Origin of the sequence: Limisalsivibrio acetivorans, from assembly GCF_000421105.1 — a bacterium.
GTDB classification, from domain to species: Bacteria; Chrysiogenota; Deferribacteres; order Deferribacterales; family Geovibrionaceae; genus Limisalsivibrio; species Limisalsivibrio acetivorans.
Genome location: NZ_ATWF01000002.1, coordinates 154,813 through 169,343 on the forward strand (window position 1 = coordinate 154,813; position 14,531 = coordinate 169,343).

At 47.5% G+C, this 14,531-nt stretch carries 11 protein-coding genes; 8 read left to right on the forward strand and 3 right to left on the reverse strand.

Features of this window, described 5'->3' with window-relative positions:
• The first annotated feature begins 94 nt into the window (after positions 1–94).
• Both K300_RS0111935 and K300_RS0111940 read left to right on the forward strand, forming a co-directional pair.
• Positions 95–295: a cold-shock protein gene (locus tag K300_RS0111935; protein ID WP_022851905.1), complete on the forward strand. Its 201-nt coding sequence runs from the start codon at positions 95–97 to the stop codon at positions 293–295.
• 227 nt (positions 296–522) lie between these two features.
• Entirely contained in the window at positions 523–2,235 is a 1,713-nt protein-coding gene (locus tag K300_RS0111940) for a sensor histidine kinase (RefSeq protein WP_022851906.1), read from the forward strand.
• Here the strand turns inward: K300_RS0111940 and K300_RS0111945 are convergent.
• Positions 2,232–3,911, reverse strand: coding sequence for a Na/Pi cotransporter family protein (locus K300_RS0111945; protein ID WP_022851907.1), 1,680 nt, complete (start codon positions 3,909–3,911; stop codon positions 2,232–2,234). The two genes, K300_RS0111940 and K300_RS0111945, sit on opposite strands and share 4 nt — an antisense overlap.
• Positions 3,912–4,302: 391 nt before the next feature.
• Here K300_RS0111945 and K300_RS0111950 point away from each other — a divergent pair, with 391 nt between their 5' ends.
• Together K300_RS0111950 and K300_RS15580 are read left to right on the forward strand one after the other, a co-directional pair.
• Positions 4,303–5,553: a histidine kinase dimerization/phosphoacceptor domain -containing protein gene (locus K300_RS0111950; RefSeq protein ID WP_022851908.1), complete on the forward strand. Its 1,251-nt coding sequence runs from the start codon at positions 4,303–4,305 to the stop codon at positions 5,551–5,553.
• A 6-nt stretch (positions 5,554–5,559) separates the two neighbouring features.
• On the forward strand, positions 5,560–5,943 hold the full coding sequence (locus K300_RS15580) for a response regulator (protein ID WP_022851909.1): 384 nt from the start codon (positions 5,560–5,562) through the stop codon (positions 5,941–5,943).
• On the opposite strand, the gene K300_RS0111960 is transcribed toward K300_RS15580, so the two are convergent.
• Both K300_RS0111960 and K300_RS15585 read right to left on the reverse strand, forming a co-directional pair.
• Positions 5,930–7,903 carry a sensor histidine kinase gene (locus K300_RS0111960; RefSeq protein WP_022851910.1) on the reverse strand — a complete coding sequence of 658 codons (1,974 nt, stop codon included), beginning with the start codon at positions 7,901–7,903 and terminating at the stop codon, positions 5,930–5,932. The genes K300_RS15580 and K300_RS0111960 overlap by 14 nt on opposite strands.
• The gene (locus K300_RS15585) at positions 7,903–8,679 is read right to left on the reverse strand and encodes a membrane-associated sensor domain-containing protein (RefSeq protein ID WP_162139897.1); all 777 of its coding nucleotides are present in this window, start codon (positions 8,677–8,679) and stop codon (positions 7,903–7,905) included. Before K300_RS15585 ends, K300_RS0111960 begins: the two co-directional genes overlap by 1 nt.
• A gap of 128 nt (positions 8,680–8,807) precedes the next feature.
• On the opposite strand from K300_RS15585, the gene K300_RS0111970 reads away from it, so the two are divergent.
• The 4 genes from K300_RS0111970 to K300_RS0111985 all read left to right on the forward strand — a co-directional run bounded on the left by K300_RS0111970 (position 8,808) and on the right by K300_RS0111985 (position 14,483).
• Complete coding sequence (locus K300_RS0111970) at positions 8,808–9,581, forward strand: ADP-ribosylglycohydrolase family protein (RefSeq protein WP_022851912.1); 774 nt, start codon at positions 8,808–8,810, stop codon at positions 9,579–9,581.
• 122 nt (positions 9,582–9,703) lie between these two features.
• Positions 9,704–10,297, forward strand: coding sequence for a TetR/AcrR family transcriptional regulator (locus K300_RS0111975; protein ID WP_022851913.1), 594 nt, complete (start codon positions 9,704–9,706; stop codon positions 10,295–10,297).
• Between the two features lie 35 nt (positions 10,298–10,332).
• Entirely contained in the window at positions 10,333–11,412 is a 1,080-nt protein-coding gene (locus tag K300_RS0111980; RefSeq protein WP_022851914.1) for an efflux RND transporter periplasmic adaptor subunit, read from the forward strand.
• 11 nt (positions 11,413–11,423) lie between these two features.
• The gene (locus K300_RS0111985) at positions 11,424–14,483 is read left to right on the forward strand and encodes an efflux RND transporter permease subunit (protein ID WP_022851915.1); all 3,060 of its coding nucleotides are present in this window, start codon (positions 11,424–11,426) and stop codon (positions 14,481–14,483) included.
• The last annotated feature ends 48 nt before the right edge of the window (positions 14,484–14,531 follow it).

Genomic DNA, 14,531 nt, shown 5'->3' on the forward strand with positions numbered 1-14,531 from the left:
TATCAGCAGTATCGAACAAATCGTATTAACGAGCAGTTTCATTTTTGCTAGTAAATGATCCACCAAATATATCGTTAAGCTCAAAGAGGACAACATGAATCAAGGTACAGTAAAATGGTTTAATGAGGCCAAAGGTTTCGGTTTTATCACACAGGAAGACGGCAACGACATCTTCGTTCACCACTCCGCAATTCTCGGTTCAGGATTCAAAACTCTTCGTGAAAGCGAAAGAGTACAGTTTGATATCGTTGATACCGAAAAAGGTAAAGCCGCTGCTAACGTTCAGGTTATCTAATTAACCACTGAGCTTAAAACAGCTAAGATTCTAAAGCCCTCTTTTTTAAGAGGGCTTTTTTTTTGCCCTTTCCCTCCTCAATTGTGTCTATTTTTTCAGGAAATTGTAATATTTTATTCAAGAAATTGCTGACTAATTATTATTCATAACTATAATAGGGAAAATAGCGTCTGTTTCTAAGGATACAGAACAGAGATATCGTCTTTTTTTTATATCAGGGGGAAAGTGTGCGCATATATATTAAGCTGTTTTCATTCATTATCATCCCGGTACTCATAATTACCGGGGTTATGTTCTATATATTCCAGAATAAAATGATGGAAAACGCCGAAGAGGAGCTGCTCACAGAGCTGAAGAACAAGTGGGTAATTCTTGAGAATTCCGGTCTTTTATCCATGCCTCTGGAGGAATCCCATGAAAGGCTCAGGCGCATTTCCTCCCAAAGCTCCCTCAGGATAACGCTTATAAACATGGACGGCATCGTACTTGATGATTCGTACATGGACTTCAACGAGGTCGTAAAACTGGACAATCATCTGCGCAGACCGGAGATACGAAAGGCTATGAAAAGCGGTGAAGGTATCGAGAAACGCTTCAGCACTTCCACTGGCGAAAGGATGATCTACTACGCCAAGAGGATGGATAACGGCGAGTATATACTGCGCCTCTCCTACCCCATGCGATACGTTGAGATACTCAAAGACAGGGTGCGTGAGCACACTTACCTCTCTTTTGTATTGCTACTCGTTGTTCTTATGGCTGTGCTCTTCTATATCAGCCTCAGGGTAAGCCGTCCCGTTGTTAAGCTGAGCCGGATTGTAAACGAGATCGAAAAGGGTAGCATGCCCGATTTCCCAATTTTCAAAAGCAGAATAATGCACAAGGTTGCAAGCCTCATATACAGAACCTACCACGCCCTTGAGAATCAGAAGTCTGTTCTGAGAGATGAGAAAAAGGAGCTTAACGAGCTTGTTAACCTCCTTGAAGAGGGAATCATCAAGATGGACGCCGAAGGGGGTGTCCTCATCGCAAACGAGAGCTCACAAAAAATCCTGCAGAGCAGTATAGAGCCCGGTGACAAGATCCTGGACAGGGTTACAGACATGGACAGTATCGTCTTCATTAAAGATGTTCTTTCCACAGAGACAGACACATCTAAGATCTACGAGATGAAGGACGGGGTATTCGAGGTATACATAAGGATTCTTGAAAAAAGCCGCATAGCCGTATTTCAGGATATTACGGACAGCGAGCGATACGAAAGATACAAAAACGAGCTTATCACAAACATATCCCACGAGCTCAAAACTCCCCTTGCCCTCGCAATGGGTTATGCAGAAACCCTCGCAAACCATAAAGAGATGAAGGAGGAGGACAGGGAACGGTTCACAAACAAGATCCTCTCCTCCGCAAACCAGCTTAACAACATAATCAACGATGTGATAGAACTGCATCGCTATGAGAATATGGACAGCAGGCACAGAGGGGAAAGAGAGGGGATAAATCTCTCCGAGTTCACTGAGGAACTGAAGGAATACTACAAAGACAAGTTCCCCACCGGAGTGCGTTTTGAATCCCCCGACAAGGAGGTCCTCTTCAACCGTGCCCACCTAAGCAGTCTGCTCACGAACCTCATAGACAACGCCATATCATACTCAGGTGGTGACTACATCGGCGTAGCTATGGACTACAACGGTGAATCCCTTGTTATAGAGGTTTCGGACGGAGGCCCCCCGATACCCAAAGCGGAGAGGAAAAGGATCTTCGAAAGGTTCTACACAGTTTCCAAATCAAGGAATAAGAATAAATCCAGCACAGGGCTCGGGCTCTCCATCGTAAAGCACATCTGCAGGCTCTACGATGGAAACATCTACCATGAGGAAAACGATAGAGGAGGAAACACCTTCAGGGTCTCGGTGCTCCTCCACGAATATTCCTAGCCCTCAGCCGCAGGCTCTTCACCGGAGGGGTTCCCTTCGGTTATCGCCTGGGCGATATTGAAGGTATGATCACCGATCTTTTCAAGATGGTTGAGCACATCCACATAGACAATACCCGCATCGATGCTGCATGAGCCGCTGCTCAGCCTCTTCATATGGTTCTTCTTAAACTTCTTGCGCATGGTATCGATGGTGTCCTCATCCTCGGTATCAACGCTTTCTGAACTGTCTGTAAGCTCGTATTCCTTTACAGTGGAAGCGAAGAAACGTTCCACAACGCTGAAAATCTCATCAAGCTCGGTAACGGCATCCTCTGAAAACTCTATCTTACCCTTGCGGACCTTCTTTGCGCAGGAATAGATATTCTCTGAATAATCCCCTATCTTCTCAAGGTTGTGCACGATGTGGTGCATCTTGTTTATGCTGTTTGCAGAGTATTCGCTGATGTTTCGCTTGGAGAGCTTAACAAGGAATGCGGATATCTCATGGTCGAAATCGTCCAGATACCCCTCAAGCTTTTCGATATCCTTCAGTTTTGAGAAATCACCCTCCACAAGGGCTTTCCGGTTAATCCGCACCATCTCTGCCGTGTATTCGCTCATACGCAGAACCTCTTTCTTAGCCTGCTCCACAGCTATGGCAGGGGTGCTCATGATGTTATCACCGAGGCGCACGATCTTCTTTTTATCCGAATCCTTCGGCTTGATAACCTTCTCGCATACCATCGCCAGATAACTCAGGAGCGGAAGGAAGATTACCATATTGATGAGGTTGAAAGCTGTATGCAGGTTTGCGATATGCCTTGCTATATAAGGCTTTGCACCGGAGGCATCGACGTAGTCGGGTGAAAATGGCGTAAAGTAGTCCACAGCCCCTATCATGAGCTTTAGGAACACCAGCATATAAACAACCCCGAAGAAGTTAAAGAGGAAATGTCCAAAGGCGGCCTGCCTCGCCGGCCTGTTAGTACCGATGGCGGCAAGGTTTGCCGTAATCGTTGTTCCGATGTTCTCGCCAAGCACAAGAGCCGCCGCCCCGTAGAAGTCTATTAGTCCTGTACTTGCAAGTGCTATGGTTATACCGATGGTTGCCGAGCTGGATTGAACAACAACAGTGAGCAAAGCACCAGCGGCAACGGCCATAATCGGGTTCGATGAAAAAAGAACGAACATATCACGGAACTCTGCGGATTCACGCAGGGGGACAAAGCCGCTCTTCATCGTTGTCATACCAAGAAATACCAAGCCAAAACCAACAAGTATCTCACCAAGGTACTGCCTCTGATGCTGTTTTGAGAACATCCTTAGACCCACACCTAATGCAACGGCGGGGAGCGCAAGCTTTGATATCTTGAATGCGATTAGCTGAGCTGTTATTGTGGTTCCGAGATTAGCTCCAAGAACAACGCTCAATGACTGGGTGAGGTTCATAAGACCGGCGTTCACAAAGCCGACCACCATAACCGTTGTGGCCGATGAGCTTTGTATAACAGCCGTTACAGCAAGACCAACGATGGTCCCTACCACCCTGTTGCTTGTAAGCTTTTCCAGGATTCTTTTAAGCCCCTGTCCGGCGGATTTCTGCAAACCCTCCGACATAAGCTTCATTCCGAAGATGAACAAACCAAGGCCACCGAAAAGCCCTGAAAAAAGAGCAAACGTCTGCGACGAAGTCATGGATACCCCTACGGTAAATAATTTGACATCTTTATAATATAGTTCTGACAAAAAGCGCAAGATTTAACTTAAAAGAATGATAATAAAAGAATCCAGCCTCTCCGCTATATACTGAATAGCTCTGTGGGAAGCGACTTTTTTAATATTTCAGCTTTATTTGTATGGTAGTCAAAGGAATGAAGGGGCAAAAACAGAATTAACCATTGCGCAACGTTCGATTACTCAATATTATTAGTTTACATAATATGCAGTATTCACATGACCTTATAAGCAGTGGTTCATTCAGTTTTTTTTTAACAGCCCAACAGTTCGAGGGATGCAGGCTTCCTAAGCCATGCATACCAATATAATACAAGATCTCATAACGTCTGAACACGGATTAGAGGAACATATGTGGCAAACGACAGGTATACTTTTCACTTTTATCACAGCACTGATGCTCACCTTTGTGTTCTTCTATCTATACACCCAGGAAAAAGACCGCTGCTTCATATACATAACAGGCTCATGGGCCATATATGCTGCAAGGTTCATCCTCAAGGCCTTCACCCCCGCCGATGCACCCTACTTTGTTGCAACCTTACACCATCTCTTTGTAATCCTTAGCGGCTACCTCCTTGTCTACGGTGTTTACTGCTTCACAGGCAAGAGACTAGGAAACGGCTGGTTAATCGGAGCTATAGTTGCCGCCGCTGTCTCCGTATCAGCAGTATTCGGCGTTGTGACTCCGCTCACAGCAGTCAGTGCGGCCTTCTTTTATATTGGAATAGCTACCATAGCCTCCGGCCTTGCATTCCTCACCCTGAGAAGCAAGCTGGGCTCTGGAATTCATATCCTGTCCGCCGCTATGGTACTATGGGGACTGCACAAGTTTGATTACCCCTTTCTGGTAAACAACCATGACTTTGCACCGTGGGGCTTCTTCATCGGCTCCATAATGTCGCTCATTACCGGGCTTGGTATTATACTGGTGTATTTCGGGAAAAACAGGCGAGAACTCATACAGCTGAACACCCTTCTAACGGAGCACCTCAACGAAAAGGATTCCCTTGTAAATGAAATAAAGCATAGGGTTTACAATAACCTGCAGATAATCGACAGTCTGCTTTATATGTATCCGGATGAGTTCTCAAAAGAGGGCAAACTCTTTGTGGAAACCATCTCACGCAGGATCAAGATCATGGGAACAATCCATCAGCTCTCCGTCCCCTCGATTCAGGAGGAGAGTAAGGTACCCTTCGTTCGTTTCATACGCAACACCATCGATGTCATGGAAACAAACCTATGCTCCGGCAATGACTGCATCAAGCTTTTCGCAGGTATGGACGAGGAGAATGTAAACGTATCCAAGGCCCTTGAGATGGCACTCCTACTCCATGAGCTAGTATCATCATCACACATAAACTATGAACCGGACACCCTTGACATCATCATATCTGTTTCACGCCTCGGAAAAAATGTTACAATCGAATATACTTGCAATGCCAGCCCGAGGAAGGAAGGTCTCCAGGATGGTAACGCCGCAGTATCCGAATGCCTGATTGCAGCCTTTGCAGACAACCTGGATACAGATTATATATATGAACACTCGGAAAAAGGAACAGTCTTTAGAATAAACGTTTCCGATGAATTGACGGGTTAATGACTTATGACAAAGAGAAGAATAGACGCCGAAGCCCTTGAAAGGGTAAAAATCCTGTTTTGCGATGATGAAACACTCATACTTTTGGGTGTTGCCAGAATACTGGGGAGAATCTGCGGGGAGATAAAAACAGCCTCCAAGGGAGAGGAGGCTCTATCCTTCTTCCTCTCGGATAAGCCTGATCTTCTCATAACCGATCTGGTTATGCCCGGTATGGATGGCTGGACACTTGTGGAACGCATTAGGGAGCATGACACCAGCACCCCCATAATAACCCTCTCAGCCCATGACGAGGATGTTCGAAAGGCGGAAGGGAGTGATCTGCACATCAGGAAACCGGTAACCAAAGAGGAGCTTACAGAGGCTATCAGAGCATTCATGCATCCATAGACTGAAAGGAGAGGATGAACTCCGTACCCTCACTTCCGGTATTGAGGGTTATCCTCCCTCCGAGCCTCTTCTCCACAATGGTTTTTGTCATATATAGACCTATACCAGTCCCAAACTCCCCTTTGGTGGTGAAATACTGCTCATACACCTTCGGAAGAACATCTTCCGGGATCCCCATTCCGGTATCGATTATATGTATGTTAATCTCATCACCACTCTGGGAATATCTGATTGTAATACGTTTTTCCCTGTCCTTATAACGAATAAGCTCATCTCTGGCATTCATCAGTATGTTCATGGCCCCGTGGATAAACTCGTTCTCAAACCCCTCCATAATAAGTGGAAAGGGGGGTTCCTCATGGACAAGCTCGATGTCGTATTTCACAAACTGGTTGCGCACAAGATAGATAAGCTTCTCAAACGCATCATAAACGTTAAACTTTTCGTAAACCGATGAGGGTTTAAAGAAGTTGCGGAAGGTATCAACAGTGCTCGCCATAAACTGCACCTGCTCAATTATCTGGGAAGCCGACTCCGCCCGCTCTTCACTGCTCATCTCCTCAAAGAGCTCCTCATCATCGTATGTCTGGGCAAGCACAGCTATGGTATTCAGAGGCTGTTTCCACTGATGGGCAATGATACCTATCATCTCCCCCATGGCGGCCATCTTCGAATGCTGAACCATCATAAGCTCCGCCTGACTGCGGCGCTCCACCTCTTCCGTGACCTTCTCCTCCAGACTGCTGGTTAGCTCTGCAAGAACGATCTGATTCTGACGGAAGACCTCCATAGCCCTGTATATATCTGATATTTCATCGTTTCTATCCCCTGCTGAGATCTCACCCACATCCGTATTTCCATCGGAGAGTTGATTCAGCTTTTCAGTTATATCTCTTATAGGGTTATATATCTCTGCATTAACAACCCGGAAGGAATAGAATATGAAGATCGTTGCAAGAATGAGCATGAGAACGCTTCCTGCCAGATAAATAAATGCGTCCTTCTCATTCTTCCTGAAGTATTCAGCCGACTCAATGGAAGCTGTCTCCATAAGACGTGCAATGCTCTCCAAACCACTCACAGCGACCCTGGTGAAGTCTCTCTGGGAATAAGGAGGATCTTCCCCTTTTCTCAGGCTTATAAGGGCGATATTCGCCATTCTCCTAAGCTCGGTGAAGTAAATATCAGAAACCATGCTGAGGGCATCGTTAACCTTACTGTTCCCAAGGACACTTGCAGAATTAACAATACTGTCATAGTTCTTATCCGCCAGTGTTCTTCTTATGAGTATCTCATCCTTGCGGGCTTCGGTGAACCCCTCGGGGGAGAGGATTGCGGCAGCAATATAAGAGCATACCGGACCTGCATTGTCCCTGAGCTCTATGGTGTTTCTGCTTAGCGTAAAAAGGTTTTTACCGGTTTTATCCAGCCTGTCCAGCTGTCTGAATACAGCGGTACTCAGCTTCTGGATCGTTTCAATATACTCCGACATAGTGTCGAACCAAAGCTGGGCAAACTCTTTATCCCTCTGGTCATAGGGAAGACGTATAAGCTCCTCCGCTTCCTTGCGCAGAAGAACCACCTTAGAGTTTATATGGGAAACTACCTTCTCCCATTCCGGAGTAATTAGCCCACTCTTCTGGCTGGCTTTTGCCAACGCCTCATTCATGGAAGAATCTCCGGCACGGCGATGCTCCAGGTAGAACTCGATATTCTTATCCATATCCAGCATATTACCCTTATAGTTCAGAACAACATTAACCCGCCCCCGCTCAAAGCCGTAATGGCGAACAGCCTCAAAAAGGTTCTCTGCAACGCTGTTGGCGATCCTCGCCTCTTTTGCGGCCAGATAATTAACCGCATTACTCTTAATGGAGATCGATATAAAGATGATGAGAATCAGCAGAACTGCAACGGCAAAGGAGTAATGAAGGTTCAGAATACTCTGCCTCGGTTTCATTACTCCTCACCTTTAATGGATGCAACGGTGGCGTTAAGGATGAAGTAGAAAGAAATACCTTTGGTAACATGCCCCAGCATATTCATCACACCGTAAACGTCATTGTACAGAGTAAAAAAGAACTCACTTATTACAGAAGTACTTATGGCAAGGATGAAGAGAAGATGGAGCCTGCTGCTGAAATTTGTTCTGAGCCTGTAGAGGGAGATCATTGTGAAAAGCAGGAGCGAAATAATAATATACTCTGTATAGATCTTAAAGCCTGTGAGGCCGGTGTCCGCAAGGAGTGCATCGGGAAACATCCCTGTATAGAGAATAAGATAGGAGACCAAAGCGCCGAAAACGAGATAACCTGCCATGGGAATAAAGAGAGGCACCACAAAGGATGAGAACAACGCTCCCAGTGCATAAGCCGAGCTCTCCGCAAGCCTTGCAGAAATCCAGAACTGGGTCGCCACATTGATCTCGTTAACATTAAAGACACCCATCCCCTTATAGCTGAGTGTGTGAAAGATATCCAAAAGACCCACAGTAAAATAGGCACTCCCCACAAAAAGGAGGAAGGTGGAGAGCCCGGCGTTTCTATGGATAACGATCATAAAAAATACAAAGAATGAGATGATTATAGTAAAGAACTCTGCGATTACATGGAAGGAAAGGTATCCGAAGATTCTGGATAAAACACAAAGTACAAGGAATACCCCTGCTACAACATAGAAATCTCTACCCAGCAGTCTGGGATCTGCGCCCATATTACACCTTTGTTTATATGCCACTATACATAATAATCATTAGCTTTGGAAGTTATAAATCAGTTAACTTTGTATGTCCCCTTACACATAAGAAGACCCTGGGCTTGCTGTGATTCATCAGCACTGATAAGCTTAAAGGGTGAGGTGCTGATATGCTTGGTGCAATCTTCGGAGATATTACTGGCTCCATATACGAATGGGACAACTGTAAATCCAAAGACTTCAGGATTATGGATGAGGACTCGTTTTTCACCGACGACACCGTGCTTACAATAGCCACCGCCCATGCCCTAATGGAAAAGATCCCCTACAACGAAGCCTACAGGGAGTTTGCACGAAAGTATCCAGATGCCGGTTACGGAGGCAACTTCCGTAAATGGGCGATATCAAATGAAACAAACCCTTACAACAGCTTCGGAAACGGCTCTGCTATGCGTGTAAGCCCTGTTGCATATATCCACCAGACCATGGGGGATACATTGAACGAAGCAAAAAAGAGCGCCGGAGTAACCCATAACCACACCGAAGGAATAAAGGGAGCTCAGGCTGTAGTGGCGGCGATATTCATGGCCAGGCATGGGGAGAGTATCCACTCCATCAAGGAATACACCGCCAGAACCTTCGGCTACAGCTTCGATAAAACCATCGATGAGATCCGACCCGGCTACTCCTTCGATGTAAGCTGCCAAGGCTCCGTTCCCCAGGCTATGCAGGCTTTTTTTGAATCCGTATCCTTCGAGGATGCTGTTCGAAATGCTGTAAGCCTAGGCGGGGATTCTGATACCATCGCCTGCATAACGGGAAGCATTGCAGAGGCATACTACGGCGGGATACCACAGAATTTCAGAACCTTCCTCTTCTCAAGGTTGGATCCATTCCTCTCAAACATCGTAAAGATGTTTGAAGCCGCTTATATACCCCAGTAACACAAAGCCTTTAACCTTAATCCATAAGCAGATATTCTGAATATTTTGACTGAGCGGTCATTCTATTGTTGACATTTTCTGACCAAGCAGTCATATTAAAAAAAACAGAATAGAGGAAAGTTATGCGACCCGAAAAGAAAGCGGCAAGGGATGCCCAGTTCAAAAAGGCAGTTTACGAAGCATCTCTTCAGATTATAGACGAATCAGGCAACACAGAGTTTTCCATGGAAAATGTGGCTAAACGTGCAGGCGTAGCTAAGGGCTCTTTGTATAACTATTTCAGTAACAAAGAGGAGCTTCTCATGTACATCAAGGAGCGTTTCCTTGATGAACCGAGGGATAAGGTTGAAGAGCTTAAAAGGAGCACTATCCGCTCCGAGGAGAAGATGCGTTCTCTTGTAGACTTCGGTTTCAGCCACATCGCCAAGAACAGCAAGATGCTCAACTTCTTCATAAACACCATGACTGTAAAGAACTCTCTTAGTGCCCACATGCAGTTCATGGAGGATTTCCGGTATTTCATAGAGGAAGGGATCGACGCTGGTGAGTTCAAGGAGCATGACACCAGCATATCCTCTGCAATTCTGGCTTACTCCATGAAGGGTATGGTGGACTACTGGCATTTCCATGAGATAACCGAGCCCGATTATGAAAAGGCGGCGGATAACTTCTTCGGCCTCATACTGGATAGCATAAGAATTAATAAAGCTGATTAAAAACCTGATAATAGATACTTAAAGGAGTGATATATATGAAAAAGAATCTGGCAGTCGTTTTGTGCTTTTTTTTCATAATAGCAGGATGCGGCGGAGATAAGCAGGAGGAAAAGCCTGCAGTACAGGAGAAAAAGCCTGTGTTAGTAAAAGCCGCCGTGGCCAGAAACACCGGTGATTCGAAAGAGCTTACCTACCCCGCACTCATCGAGGCATCTAAAAAGGTTAAGCTCTCCTTCGAGGTGGACGGCTACATAACTGCAATGCATTTCGAAGAGGGGGAGCGGGTTAATAAAGGAGCCCTTGCAGCTGTTATCGATGATAAGGAATATATACAGAACCTACGGGCTGTCGAGGCCACCTATAAAGAACGCAAACTGAACTATCAAAGAATAAAAAAGCTTTACGAGCAGGGCGCAACGGCAAAATCCGCCTACGATCAGGCAAAGGTGAACTATGAGGTTGCCGAAACAACGCTTAAGCTCAGGCGGAAGGACCTGCGTGATACAAAGATCCACGCCCCATTCTCCGGGGTAATCTCCGAGAAGTACGCAGACGAATACCAGCAGGTTAACCCCAAGGAGCCTGTATATGAACTTCAGGATCTCTCCCGGTTCGATGTTTCGGTCCGTATACCTGAAAACCTCATGGCGCACTACGGCGAAGAGGCCTTCGGCGATGCTGAGCTTTTAGCTCGCAACGGAAGTGAACACAGGCTCCCCCTCACCCTCAAGAAGATCAACACCGTGGCAGACCCCAAAACCCAGACCTACGAGATAGTCTACACGCTTCACAGGCAGGAAGGGATAAGCATACTCCCCGGCATGACAGCCTCCGTCCTCTTCACCATAGACGGCATAAGCGAACAGTTCACCCTGGTACCCCTCAACGCCGTGGCAGCAAACAGCGACGGCAGCAGCTACGTGTGGGTAATCGACATGGAAACGATGAAGCCTGTCAAAACAGAGATAACCACAGCCTCAGTCTCCGGCGGGGATGTGCAGGTTCTCTCCGGTCTCAAAGGTGGCGAGGTTATCATAGCGGCAGGGGTGCACAAGGTCGTGCCGAATATGGAGCTTAAGCTTCTTAACCCTGAGATAGCCGAAAACAGGAATTAGGCGGATTATTTATGAGACGCATAACAGAATTCTTTATACAACGAAAAACCTTCTCGGTGGTGCTCACCCTGTTCATTCTGGGTGCAGGATTCTTGAGCTATGAAGGGCTTGGAAGGCTCAAAGATCCCAAATTCACCATCAAGACGGCCATTGTATACACCCCCTACCCCGGCGCATCCCCCTCACAGGTGGAGGAAGAGGTCACCGAAAAGGTGGAATCCGCCATCCAGCAGATGGGTGAAGTGGACGAGATAACATCTACATCCAGCGAGGGCTATTCCCTGCTCCACGTGGATATGAGGGACAAATACGGCCCCGACGAGCTCCCCCAGATATGGGATATACTCCGCAAGAAGCTGCGGGATGCCCGGGCGGATCTCCCACCCGGAGCCGGAGCACCCATTGTGAACGATGATTTCGGCGATGTTTTCGGCGTTTTCTTCGCAATAACCGGCGATGGCTACACCTACAGGGAGATAAAGGACTACGCCGAATCACTCCGCAAGGAGCTTCTCCTTGTGGACCAGGTGGCGAAGGTGCAGTTCTTCGGCGAACAAACAGAGGCGGTGTTCATCGAAATACCCCGTGAGAAGCTTGCAAGGCTCGGCATAAGCCTGAACACCATCGTAGATGCTGTGAACAGCCAGAACATCATATCCCCCGCAGGGCGTGTGGAGGTGAACGGAGAATACATATCCCTCAGAGACAGCTCAGTTTTCATGGATCCGGAGGATATAGGAAACGTTCTCATACCGGGCGGAGGTGCGAATAACCACCTATACCTGAAAGATATAGCCAATATCCGCAAGGATTACACCGATCCCCCCGGAACAATGCTCCGCTTCAACGGGGAGAAGGCCATAGGGCTGGGAATATCCACGGTGGATGGCGGCAACGTTGTTGTCATGGGGAACGCTGTTAAGGAGAAGCTCAAGGAGCTGGAGCATCTTAAGCCCCTCGGCATGGATATAAACGTCATCAACTACCAGTCCGAAACGGTGACCAAAGCGGTTAACAACTTCGTAATGAACCTGTTTCAGGCGGTGGGGATCGTACTTGGCGTACTCATCATATTTATGGGTATTAAAACAGGCTTTATCATCGGGTTCATACTCCTGCTAACCATCCTCGCCACCTTCATCGTAATGAAGATTATCGGCGTAAACCTGCAGACGATCTCCCTCGGCGCACTGATCATCGCCCTCGGGATGCTTGTGGACAACGCCATCGTTGTGGTGGAGGGTATACTCGTTAAAACCCAGCAGGGGATGGAGAAGGTTGAAGCGGCCATCGACTCCGTTAAAGAAACGGCCATGCCCCTGCTCGGAGCAACGCTCATCGCCATACTCGCCTTCGCCGCCATCAGCATGTCCGATGATTCTGCGGGTGAATTCCTTGCCAGCCTCTTTCAGGTTATCGCCATATCACTCCTGCTAAGCTGGATTCTGGCCATAACACTGGCACCCCTCTACTCTGTGATGCTCCTCAAAACAAAAGAGGGGGACGACATCAAGGATTCCTACGGCGGGATAATCTTCACCGTATACCGCTGGACCCTGCGCCTATGCATACGTTTCCGCTGGGTTACGATACTTGCCATGTTCGGCTTTCTTATATTCAGTCTCACCATCTTCAAGGATGTACAACAGCAGTTCTTCCCCGACGAGGCGAGACCGAACTTCCTTATAAACATATGGATGCCCGAAGGAACACATATAGAGAAGACCAGAGAGGCGGTTATCCAGCTGGAGGAACACCTTGCAGAGTACGATGAGATCGTTAACACCTCCTCCTTCATAGGCTCCGGTGCACTCCGGTTCATCCTCACTTACTCCCCCGAGGACAGGAACGATGCCTATGCGCAGATAATGCCCAGAGTCCGCAATTACAAAGAAATAGACAGCCTTATCCCAAGGATTAAAGATTTTGCAGAGGAGAACATCCCCGATGCAAGGTTGAACATAAAACCCTTCACCTACGGTCCGCCCACAGGTGGAGATGTTGCCGTCCGGTTCTCCGGTCCTGATCCCGATGTTCTACGGAGCCTTGCGGAGAAGGCAAAGGACGTATACCGGAAGGATCCCGCGGCTACATTCATAAGGGATGACTGGAGACAGAGGACAAAGACCTTTGAGATCGAGGTGAACGAGGCGAAGGCCAAGAACGCCGGTCTCACAAGGCAGGAGATAAACCGCTACGTATACGCCCACTTCAACGGCGAGCGCATAGGCCTGTTCAGGGATAAGGACGAGTTTATACCGATAATCATGCAGGTTCCCGAGGAACAGCGTAAAGATTTCGACAGCGTCTATGATATGCAGATAATGAGCCCCGCACTGGGTGAGTACATTCCCTTAATGCAGGTAGTGGACAGTATTGAGCCGGAGTTTCAGGACGGCCTGATAAAGCGGAAGAACAGGAGCAAGACGATAACGGCCGCCTGCGAGAGTACGGAGCCGGTTCCGAGACCGCTTTTCAGCAGGATCAGAGCCGATATCGAGGCTATACCCCTCCCCGCCGGCTACAGTATGGAATGGGGAGGAGAGTACGAAAGCTCACGTGATGCCCAGCAGAAGCTGATACAGAACATGCCGCTGGTGCTTATGCTCATACTCCTGATAATAGTGGCTCTTTTCAACAAGATACGCAGACCGATAATAATATTTATGATAATTCCGCTTGCGATAATCGGCGTTGCATGGGGTCTGGTGCTAACAGGAAGGCCGTTCAGCTTCACTGCCCTGCTCGGGCTTATAAGCCTTGTGGGGATGCTGATAAAGAATGCAATTGTATTGATTGAGCAGATAGATATAGAACTGCGAAGCGGGAAGCATCAGTACCATGCAGTGGTGGATGCCTCGGTGAGCAGGGTTCGCCCGGTATCGATGGCGGCCTTCACCACCGTTCTGGGGATGATCCCGCTGTTCACCGATGTTTTCTTCGGCAGTATGGCGGTTACGATAATGTTCGGTCTCGCCTTTGCAACGGTGCTCACGCTGGTGATCCTGCCGGTTCTGTTCAGTATATTCTACGGCATAAAACATCCCGACAGGGAGCCCGATAAGCAATAAGAATACACCAAGGAAAGGGGAAGACCCCCGAATCAGAACCTCCTCAGC

Excerpts from the sequence above, each read along its gene's own strand:
- K300_RS0111980 (WP_022851914.1), top strand. The coding sequence starts at position 10,333 with ATGAAAAAGAATCTGGCAGTCGTTTTGTGCTTTTTTTTCATAATAGCA.
- K300_RS0111960 (WP_022851910.1), bottom strand. The coding sequence starts at position 7,903 with ATGAAACCGAGGCAGAGTATTCTGAACCTTCATTACTCCTTTGCCGTT.
- K300_RS0111975 (WP_022851913.1), top strand. The coding sequence starts at position 9,704 with ATGCGACCCGAAAAGAAAGCGGCAAGGGATGCCCAGTTCAAAAAGGCA.
- K300_RS15580 (WP_022851909.1), top strand. The coding sequence starts at position 5,560 with ATGACAAAGAGAAGAATAGACGCCGAAGCCCTTGAAAGGGTAAAAATC.
- K300_RS0111950 (WP_022851908.1), top strand. The coding sequence starts at position 4,303 with ATGTGGCAAACGACAGGTATACTTTTCACTTTTATCACAGCACTGATG.
- K300_RS0111945 (WP_022851907.1), bottom strand. The coding sequence starts at position 3,911 with ATGACTTCGTCGCAGACGTTTGCTCTTTTTTCAGGGCTTTTCGGTGGC.
- K300_RS0111985 (WP_022851915.1), top strand. The coding sequence starts at position 11,424 with ATGAGACGCATAACAGAATTCTTTATACAACGAAAAACCTTCTCGGTG.
- K300_RS0111970 (WP_022851912.1), top strand. The coding sequence starts at position 8,808 with ATGCTTGGTGCAATCTTCGGAGATATTACTGGCTCCATATACGAATGG.
- K300_RS0111935 (WP_022851905.1), top strand. The coding sequence starts at position 95 with ATGAATCAAGGTACAGTAAAATGGTTTAATGAGGCCAAAGGTTTCGGT.